Annotated in this window: 17 protein-coding genes; 8 read left to right on the forward strand and 9 right to left on the reverse strand. The window is 49.3% G+C overall.

The window, feature by feature from the left end; translation table 11 throughout:
- Both J2X05_RS15620 and J2X05_RS15625 read right to left on the reverse strand, forming a co-directional pair.
- The gene (locus J2X05_RS15620) at positions 1 to 1,032 is read right to left on the reverse strand and encodes an ABC transporter substrate-binding protein (RefSeq protein WP_310074109.1); all 1,032 of its coding nucleotides are present in this window, start codon (positions 1,030 to 1,032) and stop codon (positions 1 to 3) included.
- Positions 1,033 to 1,202: 170 nt separating this feature from the next.
- Positions 1,203 to 3,203 carry a phytanoyl-CoA dioxygenase family protein gene (locus J2X05_RS15625; RefSeq protein WP_310074112.1) on the reverse strand — a complete coding sequence of 667 codons (2,001 nt, stop codon included), beginning with the start codon at positions 3,201 to 3,203 and terminating at the stop codon, positions 1,203 to 1,205.
- 215 nt (positions 3,204 to 3,418) lie between these two features.
- Here J2X05_RS15625 and J2X05_RS15630 point away from each other — a divergent pair, with 215 nt between their 5' ends.
- Positions 3,419 to 4,675, forward strand: a complete 1,257-nt coding sequence (locus J2X05_RS15630; protein ID WP_310074115.1) for a glycerophosphodiester phosphodiesterase family protein — start codon at positions 3,419 to 3,421, stop codon at positions 4,673 to 4,675.
- Between the two features lie 120 nt (positions 4,676 to 4,795).
- Positions 4,796 to 5,056 carry a TIGR03643 family protein gene (locus tag J2X05_RS15635; RefSeq protein WP_310074117.1) on the forward strand — a complete coding sequence of 87 codons (261 nt, stop codon included), beginning with the start codon at positions 4,796 to 4,798 and terminating at the stop codon, positions 5,054 to 5,056.
- Between the two features lie 17 nt (positions 5,057 to 5,073).
- On the opposite strand, the gene J2X05_RS15640 is transcribed toward J2X05_RS15635, so the two are convergent.
- The 5 genes from J2X05_RS15640 to J2X05_RS15660 all read right to left on the reverse strand — a co-directional run bounded on the left by J2X05_RS15640 (position 5,074) and on the right by J2X05_RS15660 (position 8,598).
- Positions 5,074 to 6,282, reverse strand: a complete 1,209-nt coding sequence (locus J2X05_RS15640; protein ID WP_310074120.1) for a class I SAM-dependent methyltransferase — start codon at positions 6,280 to 6,282, stop codon at positions 5,074 to 5,076.
- Positions 6,275 to 7,144 (reverse strand): hypothetical protein, encoded by an 870-nt coding sequence (locus tag J2X05_RS15645; protein WP_310074122.1) that lies wholly within the window; start codon positions 7,142 to 7,144, stop codon positions 6,275 to 6,277. Before J2X05_RS15645 ends, J2X05_RS15640 begins: the two co-directional genes overlap by 8 nt.
- 67 nt (positions 7,145 to 7,211) lie before the next feature.
- A complete protein-coding gene (locus tag J2X05_RS15650) occupies positions 7,212 to 7,658 on the reverse strand; it encodes a thiol-disulfide oxidoreductase DCC family protein (RefSeq protein WP_310074123.1) in 447 nt (148 codons plus the stop codon).
- Positions 7,643 to 8,095, reverse strand: a complete 453-nt coding sequence (locus tag J2X05_RS15655; protein WP_310074125.1) for a hypothetical protein — start codon at positions 8,093 to 8,095, stop codon at positions 7,643 to 7,645. Before J2X05_RS15655 ends, J2X05_RS15650 begins: the two co-directional genes overlap by 16 nt.
- A 335-nt stretch (positions 8,096 to 8,430) precedes the next feature.
- A complete protein-coding gene (locus J2X05_RS15660; RefSeq protein WP_310074127.1) occupies positions 8,431 to 8,598 on the reverse strand; it encodes a CsbD family protein in 168 nt (55 codons plus the stop codon).
- A 301-nt stretch (positions 8,599 to 8,899) separates the two neighbouring features.
- On the opposite strand from J2X05_RS15660, the gene J2X05_RS15665 reads away from it, so the two are divergent.
- From J2X05_RS15665 to J2X05_RS15675, 3 genes are read left to right on the forward strand one after another with little or no spacing between them, the layout of a single operon-like run.
- The gene (locus J2X05_RS15665) at positions 8,900 to 9,466 is read left to right on the forward strand and encodes a GbsR/MarR family transcriptional regulator (RefSeq protein ID WP_310074129.1); all 567 of its coding nucleotides are present in this window, start codon (positions 8,900 to 8,902) and stop codon (positions 9,464 to 9,466) included.
- Between the two features lie 25 nt (positions 9,467 to 9,491).
- Positions 9,492 to 10,859: a cytochrome ubiquinol oxidase subunit I gene (locus tag J2X05_RS15670; protein WP_310074131.1), complete on the forward strand. Its 1,368-nt coding sequence runs from the start codon at positions 9,492 to 9,494 to the stop codon at positions 10,857 to 10,859.
- Between the two features lie 10 nt (positions 10,860 to 10,869).
- A complete protein-coding gene (locus J2X05_RS15675) occupies positions 10,870 to 11,889 on the forward strand; it encodes a cytochrome d ubiquinol oxidase subunit II (protein ID WP_310074133.1) in 1,020 nt (339 codons plus the stop codon).
- Positions 11,890 to 11,929: 40 nt separating this feature from the next.
- Here J2X05_RS15675 and J2X05_RS15680 read toward each other — a convergent pair whose 3' ends face one another.
- Together J2X05_RS15680 and J2X05_RS15685 are read right to left on the reverse strand one after the other, a co-directional pair.
- The gene (locus J2X05_RS15680) at positions 11,930 to 12,397 is read right to left on the reverse strand and encodes a DUF2721 domain-containing protein (protein ID WP_310074135.1); all 468 of its coding nucleotides are present in this window, start codon (positions 12,395 to 12,397) and stop codon (positions 11,930 to 11,932) included.
- Positions 12,398 to 12,447: 50 nt separating this feature from the next.
- On the reverse strand, positions 12,448 to 13,122 hold the full coding sequence (locus J2X05_RS15685; RefSeq protein ID WP_310074140.1) for a GntR family transcriptional regulator: 675 nt from the start codon (positions 13,120 to 13,122) through the stop codon (positions 12,448 to 12,450).
- 351 nt (positions 13,123 to 13,473) lie between these two features.
- On the opposite strand from J2X05_RS15685, the gene J2X05_RS15690 reads away from it, so the two are divergent.
- From J2X05_RS15690 to J2X05_RS15700, 3 genes are all read left to right on the forward strand, one after another.
- Complete coding sequence (locus J2X05_RS15690; protein WP_310074142.1) at positions 13,474 to 14,526, forward strand: porin; 1,053 nt, start codon at positions 13,474 to 13,476, stop codon at positions 14,524 to 14,526.
- Positions 14,527 to 14,556: 30 nt separating this feature from the next.
- The gene (locus J2X05_RS15695; RefSeq protein ID WP_310074146.1) at positions 14,557 to 15,243 is read left to right on the forward strand and encodes a cysteine hydrolase family protein; all 687 of its coding nucleotides are present in this window, start codon (positions 14,557 to 14,559) and stop codon (positions 15,241 to 15,243) included.
- An 82-nt stretch (positions 15,244 to 15,325) separates the two neighbouring features.
- A complete protein-coding gene (locus J2X05_RS15700; protein ID WP_310074148.1) occupies positions 15,326 to 16,906 on the forward strand; it encodes a hypothetical protein in 1,581 nt (526 codons plus the stop codon).
- Positions 16,907 to 16,918 lie beyond the last annotated feature (12 nt).

Here is a 16,918-nt window from a genome sequence, read left to right on the forward strand (position 1 = left end):
CTAAACAGTAATAGCAACAGGTTTGGCGTTGTTGACGAAGGTTTCGTCCACATAGTTTTCAAACGCAACCGGTTTAGTCAGTGTACCCGCAGCGATAGACAGCTCCATCAACTCATTGAACTCCTCTTTGATCATGCGCATATCGCCATAGGTCACCCGGTCTTCAGGGTTTTCCATCACAAAACGAATAATGTTGGGATCTTGATTGAAGAATTGGCGACCAGCAGCAATTTGAACTGCTTTCTCACGATTCACCATACCCTGATCCAACCAGGCACCTGCGGCCATCACATGGTTAACCAGATCTTGCACAACTTCCGGTTGCGTCTGAATCAGTTCTTCGCGCACGGTCAGTACGCAGCAAATATAATTGCGCCACTCATCACGCGTCATGCGTAACGGGCGTGCATAACCGGCTTTTTGCGCTGCGGCACCGAAGGGTTCACCCGTGCAATAGGCATCCACTGCATTGGCGTAGAGTGCGGCGGGCATATCGGGCGGAGGCATTTCAACAATTTCAATATCGGTGTGGGTCATGCCCTCTTGTGCGAGCATTTTGCGCAGGAACAAAAAATCCACCGCGAAACGGCTGGGGATTGCGATGCGCTTGCCTTTCAGTTGGCTGAAACTTTTATAGTCAGAGTCCGTGCGGACCATAATCACCGCGCCGGATCTATGCCCGAGCGAGACAATTTTAAGCGGAATTTTTTTGGTAGTGAGATCCATCACCAGCGGCGCCAGCATATAGGCAGCCTGAATACGCCCGGTCATCAACGATTCCTTGATCTCTGGCCAACCACTGTATTTACTGTATTGGAACCCCACACCCGATGCCCCCGCCGCCGCTTTGGCAACGCAAGCAACTGGCAGGGTCAGGTTGCAAGTAACAGGCAAACCGCCAACCACCAGTAAATTGCTCTCCTCAGTACGGGAACAGGAGGCAACACCCAAGGGTAAGCTCGCAGCAGCCATGCCAAGTAGTAACTGCCTACGCTGGAGAGAATAAGTAGATAAAGGATCGATCGGGTTCATGTTACAGCCTGGGTTTTGTTAATTAGCGTCCGCGTGAATCGAATCCATTGCGCTGCCCAATACTGATTGGGATGCAGGCGGAAAGTATCTGCTATAGGCGCCAGCGCGTCCAGACAAAGGTCATAGATTGAATCTATCTACATAACCCGGCGCCCACCGCCCTCCACTCACTAACGATACATATTGAGATACTGCACCATACGCGGAAAATTTGCGCGGTTAGGGCTACTACCGTGCGGTAACGCCTGGTGCCAGATAATCAAATCGCCTGCATTCGCAGCGATAGGTTTGACCGGCCATTGCGACCAATCCTGCTGCTGCAGATCAATGCCCTGCGGCTGTACCGCTAACCAATTATCGATTTGTTTATGGAAGCCCGGCACACAACAAAAAGCGCCCTGGTCCTCAGCCACATCCGTTAAATAAATTAACGCCTGGGTACCAAATGGAACTGGCGCGATCAATTCCACATCCCAATGAATGCCCGGCCCGGGAAATTGCCACTGTGTCGTTTCCGGCGGATTAAAACCTACGCGGTCAGTTGTCATTACCAAATCATCGCGCTGCCACAATTGCTGGAAAATACGGCGGATATAATCCGAATTACGCGCAACCTCAAGTGCAGGATGGGTAAATAACTGCACCATGATTTTTTTCATTTGCGTAGAAGATTGATACCAACTGGCGGGATCATCTGCACGCATGTGTAGAAAATCCCAAATGGCCGCGCGCGCTGCCGCAGATTCACCAACCGATAGCACACCGGGAATAATCAGGTAGCCCCGCTCATCCCAATGGGCGAGTTGCTGCTCATTCAATGGCAACCTGGTTTGAACACCCAACTCACCATTTTTATTTTCAATAAAATTGACTATCGCGCGATTGGTGCGCTGAATTTGATCTTCCGTAATTTCACCCGCATTCGCACTGGCGAGCCAGTATTCAACATCCACCAGTGTGTCGGCGAAATACAATTGCTGCATGCCGGGCTCAAGCCCTGCGCCCAATTGATCCAACAAAATGCGATCCAGCAGCCATTCGCTGTCAGGAATATCCGCCAATTGCTGCTGCGCTTTGGTAGAAGAGACCGCCTGCTTGCGCAATTGGATTTTGTGCCATAGCCGCTTAAGGTGATAAATACCCTGGACATTTTTTTCCAAACTATCAGGCAATGGGTATTCGGCAAGTTCGGGTAATTGTTCATACGCAAATACGCATTGGGGATATGTCCCAAATTCATAGCGAAAACGCAGCAGTGAATTCGGCTGAACCCGCGCATTGCGCTCGTAAAGTGGTAGCGTGAGCTGCGATTGATTTTCATGAAGCTGATAATTGCCAAACACTTGAATAAAAGTAGTTAATTTTAAATCCTTTAACGCCCCGGCATAATCCGGCACCCATAGATTGCCATGTGTGCAACCATTGTCACCCTTGCCTAGTTGTATCGCCGTAGCCTTATCCAACTGAAATACCCGACCCAAATGCACATCAGGTTTTTTACGCTCACCCAGCGCAGGAGCAACACCTGTACTCAACCACAAATCCAACCGGATTATTTCCGGTATCAGCCAACCATCCTCTTTCAAAAACTGCTGCAGATGACTAAAAATGGCCACTTGCGGTTCCTGTATTAATCCCTGCCGCATGGTTTCAGAAATAATCACATCAAACTTTTTCTCGCTCTGCCATGCACAAGCGTCTGCACATTCCGCTCGTACAATAAAATTACCAACACCCAGAAAGTCGATAAGCTGCTGCAATTTTGTCAGCGACTCTACGTGAATATCCAACAAGGTTGCGCGCACCTGTGCAGCATCCAATAACGGCAAGAGCGGTATCAACAACAACCCAAAGGGACCAGTCCCCGCGTACAACACCTCGATTGGTTGAGAATTTTTTTGTTGCAGCTTTTGCTGGAGCGCAGCATAAACCCCCTGCATAAAAATCCGCGTCCGCTGCACATCCTCCGCACACTGTGCTGCAGTAGTGGGCGATACCGCCTTGCCTTGCTCAGTGATAGTTGCATGCTCATCAAGAAAAAGTGCCGGATGTAAATCCAGGCCGGTGATCTCGCACAAGTGCTTCACCAATGCATCGACCACCGGTTTTGCCTCTCCCGCATTGGTACAGGCCAGTAATTGGGTCACTAACAATGGAATGCTATTGGACATAAGTCAGGATCCTTGAAATGGCAATCATAAAAACTGTACCTAGCCTAACCTAAATTGCAGATTTTGGTATTTCATGATATTTCAGCCTAATGCGACAGAGCACACAAAACCATCAGCCATCGCGAAGCTGTCATCAAATCGGCAAATTACCTTCATATTAGCGCGCTAGGGTTACACCGCTATCTATACAACCCAACCCACTAAAGGAGGTTTCCATGCTGCGCCGAATCCATCTGCTCACCAGCGCCTTGATGCTGACATTTATTATTCCCTTCACCGCTTGTGCCCACGGCGACAGGGACGACCAGCGCTATAAAGATGCCGACAAAAACTCCAGCATCCAGCTCGGCCCGCGTCCCTATTTTTTAGTGAATGATATGGACGAAAGCGCGCTGAAAAAGAAATTGCAGAGCTGCGTTAACAGCCCAGCAAAAAAAACCAATTTCTCAATTGGCCACCGCGGCGCACCCTTGCAATTTCCTGAGCACACCAAGGAATCTTACGAAGCTGCAGCCAAAATGGGCGCCGGCATTTTGGAGTGCGATGTCACCTTCACCAAAGACAAACAACTTGTGTGCCGTCATTCACAATGCGACCTGCACACTACTACCAATATCCTCGCCACACCACTCGCCAGCAAATGCAGCCAGAATTTTTCACCCTTTGATCCAGTGAGTGGTAAAGCGGCAAGCGCCAATTGCTGCACCAGCGATATCACCTTAGCCGAATTTAAAACTCTGCAAGGAAAAATGGATGCATTTAATCCAAAAGCCCTTAGCGTCGATGAATATTTAAAAGGCACCGCCAATTGGCGTACCGATTTATACGCAAACAAAGGCACATTGCTTACTCATGCCGAAAGCATCCAATTATTTAAAAGACTCGGTGTGAAAATGACCCCCGAACTGAAATCAGCCAGTGTAGCCATGCCATTTGAAGGCACTTACACCCAAGCGATGTATGCACAACAATTAATAAATGAATATAAAGCCGCAGGTGTAAAAGCACGCGATGTGTGGGCGCAATCATTCGACATTCAGGATGTGCGTTACTGGATAAACAACGAACCGGAATTTGGCAAACAAGCAGTGTATTTGGATGATGCCAACACCATTGCCGATGTACCAACGGCAATCGATTTACAAATGTATGCCGACGAGGGATTTAACATTGTCGCTCCACCGATTTGGGTACTGCTGGCACTGGACAACAACAATAAAATTATCCCATCCGAATACGCGCGCAACGCCAAAAAAGCGGGCCTGAAAATGATTACTTGGTCATTTGAGCGCTCGGGCCCACTCAAAAACGGCGGCGGCTGGTATTACCAAACGGTGAATCCAGCAATCAATAACGACGGCGACATGATGGATGCGTTACATGTGTTGGCCAAGGATGTCGGCGTGATTGGCATCTTCTCTGATTGGCCAGCAAGTGTTAGTTATTATGCGAGCTGTATGAATTTGAAATAACAACAAATGATAAGAAAATAAAAAGCCCCGCTCATCGCCGATGATCGGGGCTTTTTATTCTGTACTTGTGATCCACAATCCCAAAAACGCGTACCAGTAGCAAACCATGCAGGTACCGCAATGAATCACGACACATCACTCACTAAAGCTGACATCTCGCGCATTATTGAAATGGCCTGGGAAGATCGCACACCTTTTGAAGCCATAAAAACACTCTACGGTTTAGGCGAGCCGGATGTGCGCGTATTGATGCGGCGCGAGCTGAAGCCCGCATCATTTCGCCTGTGGCGTGAACGCGTTAGCGGACGAAAAACCAAACATCTACAGCTGCGCTCGCCTGAGATTAATCGCGGCTACTGCCCGACGCAATACAAACGCTAACGCAACCCTCGACGCAGCTAGTTCTGCAGCAGTGTTTCCAAACAATGCTCTTCAATTCCGTAAAACGTTTTGATCGCTGCAATCTGCTGTAATACTTCTGCATTATCACGCACGGTTTTCCGCTTCTGCGCGAGGATCATTTTGTTTTTGCTGGTATGTTCGAGCGAAATAAATTCAAACACTTTGGTGTCATAGCCATTGGCTTCCAGCAATAACGCGCGCAAGCCATCGGTCAGCATTTCTGCCTCTTGCCCCAAATGAATGCCGTGTTGCAATACAGGCGCAAGCAACGCGGGGCTTTTTAATTGCGGACGGATTTGTTTGTGGCAGCAAGGCGAGCACATAATAATCTCGGCACCGGTGCGAATCCCCATATTGAGCGCGTAGTCGGTAGCTGTATCGCAGGCGTGTAAAGCGATCATAATATTGATGTTCTGCGCGGAGAAATGTTGTACATCACCCTGCTCGAATTTAATGCCAGTCAGCGATAATTTTTGCGCAGTTTGATTGCATAAATCCACCAAACCTTGTCGCAATTCCACACCAGTTACTTGTGTTTTTACACCCACATTGGCCGTCAGATAATCGTGCACCGCAAAGGTCAGATAGGCTTTTCCCGATCCAAAATCGGCGATATGCAATTCTTCGCGCTTATCAAGTCCAGTTTGCTGGATTGCGGTAGAAAGCACCTCAATGAATTTATTAATCTGCTTCCACTTGCGCGACATAGCCGGAATGATCTGTCTACTCGCATCTGTAATTCCCAGCTCACGCAGATAAGGGCGATCTTGCTCCACATAGCGCAGCTTATTGCGATTGTGCGCCAACTCAGGCGGCACAGCCCTGCTATCGCCGGTCGGTGCTGAATTTTTGTTGCGGTTTTTATTGATCAACACTTTGCCTTTTTTGCTAAAACTCAGTTGGGTTTCCCATTCGTCGCTAATCATGTGGGCATTGTGGAACTCACTACCGAGCCACTGTCGCAACTGCACAATCGCCGCTTCGATAGCCAAATTTTTAGTCACATGGTTGGTGCGATACTCGTACAAAAACGATAGAAGTTGCTGGTCTCTAATCTGCACCGGGCGAATCGTGATGCGATTTAAATCCACCTCTGCGCCCTTGTATTTGGATAACACCAGGCGCTGCAGGGCACCGGCAGTAAATGCCTGCTGACAATCATTCAAGAACTTTTCGGCATCAACTGAAACCTCACCGTTAATCATAAGTTATCTCTTTGCGTAAACTAGTCACTGCGCATCTATGTAGCGTTAAATTTTCCTGCAATCTAGTAAAAAATAATGATGTATCCTTAAAGAAACTTAAAGGCAATATTTTATAAAATTGCAGCGCTTGCTCAACATGCTTAACATGCTTAACGCCAACATGCTCTGCCAATTTAAAGGCTTGAATACCAAGCTCAATCCTCTCCACCTTAGAAGAAAAATCAAAAAACTGTAATCCTCCACCCTTACCAAAATAGGAAAACTCAATGCAGGGCTTCATTGCCAGACATTTAACCAATGGCCAATCAAATTCCTTTATGGCATCAGCGACAGCAGGAGCAACAATCGTTTCTTGCTCCCACAGAAAAAAAGCTGAAAATAATTTTAATCGCTGTCCGTAATCAAAATGATTACCACTTCGTTGCGAGCTGTGGCACTCGTTAAGTATTTGCAATAATTCAGAGGGGATTATCTCACTGGAGGAAATAGCATCTCCATAGAGCTTGCTAAAATGATATATAGCGTAGGCTTCCGCACAGACTCTTCTATTGATATCTCTAAATGCATTCGCAAAAGCACTCAGCAATTGCATTTTATCGCGCATTTTCGTGAAGTTGAAACAATATTGAAGTGCTAAAAACCGCCCTATTCGCATTCCTTTTGAGAAATAGCCGCTAGCCCAAAGTGCTCCATGTGCAGCAATTAATGGAAATACGTTTCTACCACCTGAATCTTCATATAAGTGATAATAGACAGACGCGCGCTGAGGTAGATCATTCAAATCTCCTGCGAGGAGATAGCCTTTAGCGCGAATCCGCTCATACTCGGCTCGTAAAAATTCAATATTGTGCACAATATCCATATTCGCCCCTAACTTAAATATCATTCAATAAAACTACCACGATAGCTGTTATTTATTAGAAATAATCCTACAAAAAACGTCGTTCATGATCAGGGTTTGCCAAAAGGCAATATTCATATTTCCCAAATAATTCGTAGCGATTCAATGCTATGCGGTCATAGCACCAATCGCGCACTTTCTGCGGGAGAATTTTTGCAATACCAAGCAAAGGCCAAGGCAACGGCAATTGCCGTACTATTTCAAGAAATGCATCACTTTTAGCGATCGCTTGATCGCCTTGCACGAGCAGCATCGTTTCAAACCGATCAAGTGGGTAACCGAACCATTGCAAAATTGCCTGTCCTTGCTCAGATTGTACTGAGCAAAGCGTAAAGCGGTGCTGTTTGTCGAAGCGAATAATAAAGCGACTCCAGCGATTACATAATTTGCATACCGCATCAAACAGTATTATTTGATCGCCAGGATTTACAGCAGGAGGATATTTGGCTTCCAACACCATCACTTCTGTTTCCATTTGCGATCCCACCACCACAACATACACAATGGCGGCACAATTGCGCCAACAGCAGCGAGATCTACCCACAAGTGTATCCACACACCGCGCTGCAGAGAGAAATAAATATCTTGCGGCGCCCACAACAAAATACCAGCCCCCAACCACAGCCAGATTGCAGCGCAGCGGTAACGATTGGCAAAATACACTAGCGCGAAGAGAAATAGGGAAAATGCCTGCAGGGTCGCGCCGAACAGTGCCATCCACCAACTATGCAGCGCCATAACTTCTTTTTGATCAACAGGAAAACCGAACGCCACCAAAACGCGCCGGTGATAATCTGCAAACAACGGCGAATCCACCAGCCAAGTCATACCCACCGCACAGGCCAAATGCCCTAGGGCAATCAGATACAGCCAAATCACCAACCAAGGGCGAACCGCGTTGGCATCCCACATTTTCCTGCACCTCTATTTGATCGACATCAAATACTTCTGTAATTTCAGAATATACTGAAAATTCAAAAAATCCAACATATTTACAAAATAGAACCGGAGCGATGCCATAGAATCACATAGCACATTCAGGAGAAATGCCTTAGATACAAAAAGAGGCAGAAGCGTGTTGCACAAAAACTACTCGTGTGACTTGCTCGATAAAAAGATATTGATGTAATTAAAGCGAGATTGAATGAAAGAGGTTAAAACACAGCAGAACACAAATGGGATGCAGAGACTAACGCAATCCATTGCGTCGGGATGAACAAAGTTTTCCATCACTTTTGGTGGAGCATTTACTTGTGATTATCTTTCAAATCACCGATCCCTTTTTGGACTTTGCCTTCAACTTGTTTGGCGATGCCCTTGGCTTGCTGTTTTTCGCTGCCAATAACTTCACCGGTTTTTTGCTGCACTTTACCTGCAGCCTGCTTCACTGAGCCTTTTACTTGATCTTTGTTCATGATGATTATCTCTCTATGAATTAAGTTCAATACGGGAGCCATAGATAACAAGCAACTCCCCTTTTTATCCCCTTATCGACCTCTAGCTTAAATAGCTAATGTGATCGAGTCCGGGATACAACAATCCCACTATAGAAAGAAAAACACCCCGGTTCGGTGCGGCAACAAACATAAAAAAGGGATTCAACACCCCTGGAAGCAAAGCATCCGCAAGAACTAAAAACAGGCAAAGCTTGACCAGAATCAAATAATTCTGTAATTTCAGTAAATACTGAAATTACAGAATATCCGGAAGACCTATATGACGACTCCCCTTACCCCCATGATCCAATCCTGCATCCTTCACTTTGGCGAAATGGGCAGCCGCTGGGGGATCAACCGCACAGTCGGGCAGATGTATGCCCTGTTAGTCTTGAGCAAAGAGCCGTTGTGCGCCGATGACATCACCGAAGCACTCGGCATTTCCCGCTCTAACGTGAGCATGGGATTAAAGGAATTAATGTCTTGGGAGCTGGTTAAGCTGCAACACCGGCCGGGCGAGCGCAAAGAATTTTATTCAGCACCGGGCGATGTGTGGGACATTGCCAAGACCCTGATTGAGCAGCGTCGCAAACGTGAAATTGACCCAACGTTATCAACGCTGCGCAACTTGTTGATTGATACCCCCGCTAACGCCGAAGAAGAATATGCGCAGCAGCGCATGCGCGAAATGCACGAATTAATTGAAATGCTCACGCTCTGGACACAGGAAATCCAGCGACTCGATTCCGCCCAGCTCGGCAAATTACTCAAGCTCGGCAGCAGCATCGGAAAAGTATTGGATATGAAAGACCGTTTATTGGGCAGCAAAAAAGAATCAACGAAGTGACCGTTTCATCATCGAGGTAACCGACATGCTCGAAACACTCATGCTTTCACGCATACAATTCGCGGCTAATATTTCGTTCCATATTTTATTTCCTTCTATTTCCATCGCACTCTGCTGGTTTTTATTTTATTTCAAGGTTCGCTACAACCGCAGCGGCGACGAAGTCTGGATGCGCGCCTATCGCTTTTGGGTAAAAGTATTTGCATTAACGTTTGCACTGGGCGTGGTCAGCGGCATCACCATGAGTTTCCAATTCGGCACCAATTGGCCGGGCTATATGGAAACCGTGGGTAATATTGCGGGGCCATTGCTTGGCTATGAAGTGCTGACGGCATTTTTTCTGGAAGCGACTTTTTTAGGCATTATGTTGTTCGGAATTAATAAAGTATCCAACCGAGTGCACACACTCGCGACTTTTTTGGTGGCATTCGGCACCAGCATGTCGGCCTTCTGGATTATTGCATTGAATTCGTGGATGCAAACTCCCACCGGTTTTGAAATGCGCCAGGTCGGCGACACCATGAAAGCCTTTCCGCTGGATTGGTGGGCAATTATTTTTAATCCGTCCATGCCCTATCGTTTAGCACACATGTTGATTGCATCGGGTTTAACTGCAGCATTTTTAATTGCCGGTATCTCTGCGTATCGCATATTAAAAGATGACCACAAACCGGCACCACGTCTTGCGCTCAAGAATGCCACTATCGCTGCTGCGTTTTTAATTCCTCTGCAAATATTTTTAGGGGATATGCACGGGCTTAACACTTTGCATCACCAACCCGCAAAAATTGCAGCGATGGAAGCGGTATGGCATACCGAGAAAAATGTGCCCTTGGTGTTATTTGCCATTCCAGATAAAGAAACCCAAAGCAATAAATACGCGATTCAAATCCCCAACATGGCAAGTATTATTTTAACGCACACCAGTGATGGCGAACTCAAAGGGTTGAATGAATTCCCCGATGCACATCCACCCGTTGGACCGCTGTTTTATGGCTTCCGCATCATGGTAGGTGTGGGCATGCTGATGCTGTTAGTCTCATGGATTGGCTGCTGGCAAATTTATCGCCGCAATGAAATATCGCCGCTGATGCTAAAAGTATTTGTCGGCATGACATTCTCCGGCTGGATTGCGACGCTGGCAGGTTGGTACGTCACCGAGATCGGCCGCCAACCCTGGTTAGTGACTGGCGTATTGAAAACCGTTGATGCCGTTACCACAACACCCGCGAGCAATGTCGGCACCTCCCTGGCGATTTATTTAACGCTCTATGTTGTGTTGCTGATTGCCTATATCCGCACCTTGTTTGTGATGGCAAGAAAAGCCGTGCTAGTAGATCGCCCTGAAGAAATTGACACCCTGCAAGAAAAACTCGTCGAAGAAAATTTGTGAGGAATGAATCATGACTGATATCAGCACTTTATCTGGCGAGGCGTTTTGGTTACCCGTTATTTTTATTGGTTTGATGGGGCTCGCATTTTTTATTTACGCAATTCTCGATGGCTACGATCTTGGTGTCGGCATTTTATTACCAAAAGATTCCGAGGCGCAGCGCGATACCATGATCGCCAGTATCGGCCCTTTTTGGGACGCCAATGAAACCTGGCTGGTGTTAGGCATAGGCATTTTATTAATTGCGTTTCCGTTGGCGCACAGCATGATTTTATTGAATTTATATTTACCGGTAACGGTCATGCTCGCCGGTTTGATCCTGCGCGGGGTCGCGTTCGACTTTCGCGCTAAAGCGCCGGAGGACCACAAGGAATTATGGGACCGCACATTTCAAGTGGGTTCACTGCTCGCCACCCTGGCACAAGGTTATATGCTTGGCCTTTTTGTGATGGGTTTTGAAGATACCTTGGCTGCGCATCTATTTGCCGCGCTCAGCGCAATTTGTGTGACGGCCGGTTATACTTTTATCGGCGCCGCCTGGTTGGTAATGAAAACAGAAGGGGATTTACAAAAACGCGCCGCATGGTGGGCGCGTCGTTGCGCGTGGTTAATGTTACTGGGAATTGTTGCGGTATCCATAGTCAATCCACTCGTCAGTGATATTATTTTTGATAAATGGTTTGGCACACCTTTGGTTATTATCTTATGGGTGATCCCGGTATTTTGTTTTGTTCTGTTTTTTATTGCAGATCGCTACTTAAGACGCGCACCTTATCCTAACGATTTTGGCTGCTGGATTCCTTTTGCCTCGGCCGCGATGATTTTCCTGTTAAGTTTTATCGGTTTGGCTTACAGTTTTTATCCCTATGTTGTGCCAAATAAATTGGATGTCTGGCAAGCCGCCAGTGCGCCGGAGTCGCTGATGTTTATTTTGTATGGCGTAATCGTGGTACTGCCCACTATTCTCGGCTATACCTTTTTTTCATACAAAGTATTTCATGGTAAAGCGACGCAGCTGAAGTATTACTGAGACCGAAGCCTTTTCCTTCTGCAGGATCATCGAATCCAGATTATTCGGCAGGTTTGATAATCTGGATTCGCACGGTGCGCGTTGCGAGGTGAACTTCTCGCAAAAAATAACCCAGCCCGACAATTAACGTCAGGGTTGACGCGGTAAATAAAAAGCTAATCACCCATTTAAATTCCGCTTGCAATAACACTTGCAGAAAAATCACCGCAATCACTGTGCAGACCAATAATGCTGAACAGGTACAGGCGGTAATTGCCAAGCTGGCGTAATGACGGCGACGCTCAAGGCGACTCAATTCTTTTTGAAATATATCGGGATTATTTTGTAAATGCAGCGGTAGCTCTTGTTCGGTAAGGCTGCGCCCGCGGTCAATGATGCGCGCGAGCCGGGCTGCCATCACATTCAATAAACCGGCGATACCGGTCAACAAGAATACCGGCGCAAGCGCGAGCTGAATCGCATGGGCGACATCGCTAAAGCTCATCATTACTTCAGGGGTGGAACTCATTAGCTGTCTCTCAGAAATTTTTTTAGTGTTAATTCAATAAACTGCGATGGCTACGATTTATGTCGCTTGATCGCCTGCTGCAATTGACTCAGCGTGACGCTGCGCGCGAGCCCCTGGCTTTTGCTGATGTGTTTGGTCATGGCTTTGCGTGCCTGGCTTTTATTTTTGGCTCGGATTAATTGGCAAATCGCAAAATGTTCTTCGCAGGTTTCGATGACGGATTGACGATCAGGAAATCCTAACCGGCGCAGGATGCGGATATTGTTGTTGATATCGCGCAGGTAATTGGCGAGTACCGGGTTGCCGCTGCCGATAGCGATGCCAATATGAAAAGCTTCTTCGCGCGCTTTGATTTCTTCCATATCCAATTCATCATCCAGCCGCTCGGCATTCCAATCTTCTTGCAACGCATCCAGATCCTCATCTTCCATATGATCGCAAGCGAGTTCGACTGCGCTGGCCTCGAGCATGATGCGCACGTCGTAATATTGACTGATGGTTTCTATATCCACCGAGCGCACAAAGCAGCCCTGCTTGGGCATGATGGTGATTTGGCCTTCGGTTTCCAGGCGCTGCAAAGCGGCGCGCACCGGGGTGCGGCTGACTTGAAAATCCTCGGCGATTTCGGATTCGGTAAGGCGTGTGCCGGGGTAGATCTCAAAATCGATAATCTTTTGTTTCAACTGGTCGTACACCAGTTGTGCCGCTGATTTGGGGGTTGTCAAAACACCTGCTCCGTTTACTGATCTGCGTTTGCTAACACGCAGGTTGTTGCATGGTAGTACTTGCATGGTAGGCGAGCACCTGCACCTTGTAAACCAAGGCCGCTAACGCCTTAAAGTACCGCACTTATCGCCCTGCGGCGGTGCAAGATGCCAAGACAAAGCATTGGTTTAGTGCTGTCGCACAGCTAATCCTCAATCGCACACTCATCGAAGCTTACACGCCCTCTCGACAAAATCCTCAAATAATTCATCTGCTTACCCGTCATGCGTTAGCTCATTTTTCGAGCTGGCACATCTTATGCTAAACACATCGTTGTATACAACGATGAACATCACAACGAGGAAATGCTCATGAGGATCGCACCAACAATAAGCGCGAGAACACTACTCACTAGCACCAGCGGCCTTGCCCTGCTGTTACTTGCCAGCACCGCCATCGCCCAATCGTCCGTTGTATTCAAGGGCGAGCTGGATGTTTACGCCAGCGATTATGAACCCGCCGGTGATGACGATGCGGAAAGCACCCAAGGTATCCAATCCAATGGCATGACTACCTCCTGGCTGGGCGCCCACGGCAAACATGAACTGGGCAACGGACTGACCGCCATCGCCGCGGTGGAGATGTTTTTCCAACCTGACTCCGCCGAGCAGGGGCGTTTTGCCAACGATATCTTTTTTGCCCGCAGCGCCTATGTCGGTCTGGCGGGAGACTTTGGCGAAGTGAAAATGGGCCGCACCACCAGCCTCTATTTTTTATCGACCATTTTGTTTAACCCCTTTGGCGACTCCTTTGCCTTCTCGCCGATGATCCTGATGGGATATGGCGGCGGCGGGCTTTATGGCGACACCGGCTGGAGTGATTCAGTGGTCTACAGCTTGCCCAAAATGGGCAATTTCACTACCAGTGTCGCCTACGCCTTCGGCGAGGAAGAGGGAGATACCAGCACTAACAAAATCGCTGCCAATGCCTTTTACACATCCGGCAATCTCGGCCTGACCGCCGCCGTGCAGAAAGTTTCCGGTACCCAGCCGGGCGCAACCAGTTTGCCTATGGATGACAGCCAGACCGCCGCCATTGCGGGGCTGAGTTATGCCATCGGCAAAAGCACGGTTTATGCACAGTACCAATTGCTGCGCGATGAGCTTGCCACCGGCGATATCGACCGCGACACGCTAGTGCTAAGCGCCTCTATTGCCGCCGGCCCCGGCTCCGTCTACCTCAGCTACGGCTTGACCGAAACCAGCACCGCAGCTGACGACTACGACCGCAACATCTACACCCTGGTCTACAACCTGCCGCTGACCAGCCAGTTCGATATCTACTCAGCCTATACCAGCGATGACCCCGACCTGGCCGAGCAGACCGGCCACACACTAGGCGTCGGCGCCCGCTTCCGTTTTTAACCTTCTACTGATGTACAGGAAGAATCGCGTATGACGACTTACCTCTTGCCCGCCGAACCAGCACCCCTGGTGCTGGAATTCGCCAAAACCGCGCTGGTGATTATCGATATGCAGCGCGATTTTCTCGAACCCGGAGGCTTTGGTGCGAGCTTGGGTAACGATGTGAGCCTATTGCGCTCGGCGATCGCCCCCTGCCAACAGTTATTGGCGGCGGCGCGCGCGGCGAAGTTGCTCGTCATCCATACGCGGGAGGGACACCTGCCGGATTTAAGCGATGCTCCGCCCGCCAAGATCGAGCGGGGCACACCGGCCTTGAGGATCGGCAGCCCCGGCCCTATGGGGCGGATTCTGATCCGCGGCGAGCCGGGCCACAGCATTATTCCCGAGCTGACGCCGATTGAAGGCGAAATCGTGATCGATAAACCGGGCAAGGGCGCGTTTTATCACACCGATCTGGGCGAGCTACTCAAGGAGCGCAAGATCGAAAACCTGTTGGTATGCGGCGTCACCACCGAAGTCTGTGTGCATACCACCGTGCGCGAGGCAAATGACCGTGGTTACCGCTGCGTGGTGGTGAGCGATGCCTGCGCCTCTTACTTTCCTGAATTCCACCGTGTGGCCGTTTCGATGATAGCGGCACAGGGCGGCATTTTCGGCTGGGTCGCCACTACCGCGCCCCTTGTCAACGGCATTCACCGGGCTCACCACGCGGCATAACCACTATCGCTGGCGCCTTTTACCGCTGCATCACATTCTGGCCACAAGAGTCAGGCCTACTACAACTTTGGAGGGTACCGCTATGCAAACTATCAAACCCGCGCTTTGGGTACCGGGCGATTGGAACGCCTTGTTCGGTTTTGGCACCAATATCCTAGTTAACCTGCTGGTACTCACGGGACTGCTGCGCTTTGTATTGCAGATGCCCGACGACATCGTCTTTGGCCGAATACTACCTGCGCTGGGGCTAATGATGTGTTTGAGCACGCTCTATTACGCTTACCTCGCCTACAAACTGGCGAAAGAGACAGGCCGCACCGATGTGTGCGCCCTACCCTCGGGCATCAGTGTGCCGCATATGTTTGTGGTGGTGTTTGTGATTATGCTGCCCATCAGCCTCACCTCCGGCGACCCCATCAAAGGCTGGGAGGCAGGGCTGACCTGGGTGTTTGTGCAGAGCTTTGTGCTGATGATCGGCGGCTACATCGCCCCTTACATTCGCAAAATTACCCCGCGCGCCGCACTGTTGGGAACCTTGGCCGGTGTGTCCATTGCGTTTATCTCGCTGCGCCCGGCGCTGGAAATGTTTATGACCCCGGTGATTGGCGTGGTCTGTTTTGCCATTATCTTATTGAGCTGGTTTGGCGGGGTGCGCTATTTCAAAGGTATTCCTGCAGGCCTGGTAGCCATTGCAGTGGGAACGTTAATCGCCTGGGGCTCGACCGCTATCGGCCTCAATTTTGGTGGACTCACCCTGCAGGGTCTGACCCAATCGCTCACCAGTTTTGGCTTCTCGGTGCCCATCCCCGCCGTTGGCCATGTGTTTTCCGGGTTTGAATTTATCGGAATCATCCTCGTCACCGCGATCCCCTTCGGCATCTACGATCTGGTCGAAGCAATGGACAACGTGGAGAGCGCCACCGTAGCCGGCGATAGCTACCCCACCACCCGCGTACTCACGGCCGATGGAGTAATCAGCCTGATCGGCTGCTGCATGGGCAACCCCTTTATCAACGCGGTTTACATTGGCCACCCCGGCTGGAAATCCATGGGCGGCGGCATTGGCTATTCCGCCGCGACGGGCATTGCGGTGCTGGTGCTCTGTTGGCTGGGCATTATTGCGGTGTTCTCCTCGGCGATTCCCTTGGTCGCCATCTCCCCCATTTTGCTATACATCGGCATGCTGATCGGCTCACAAGCTTTTCAGGAGACCCCCAAATCCCACGCCCCTGCGATTATTGTTTCACTCATGCCACACCTCGCCGCCTGGGGCAAATTGCAAATCGATAATGTACTCGGTGCAGCGGGCACCAATGCCGCCGCCGTCGGCATGGACAAGCTCGCGCAAAACGGGGTGCTCTATGAAGGATTATCGGTGCTGGGGGGCGGCGCGATCCTGGGCGGTTTAATGCTCGGTGCCATCACCGTATTTATTATCGACCGCAACTTCATCAAAGCCGGGGCATTTGCCTGCGCGAGTGCAGTGCTGACGTTCTTCGGTTTAATGCACGGTGAAGCGATTGGCATTGCGGAATCACCCACGGTTGCCTTCGCCTATCTCGCGGTTGCGGGTGTTTTATTTGCCTGCGCAAAATTCAGTGTGGTATCGACCAAAGCGCCGGCAGAGGATCACGAAACAGAAATCATTGAGCCAGCGCATTAATTACGGAGCGAT

It is taken from the genome of Cellvibrio fibrivorans (assembly GCF_031457055.1).
Classification (GTDB): domain Bacteria; phylum Pseudomonadota; class Gammaproteobacteria; order Pseudomonadales; family Cellvibrionaceae; genus Cellvibrio; species Cellvibrio fibrivorans.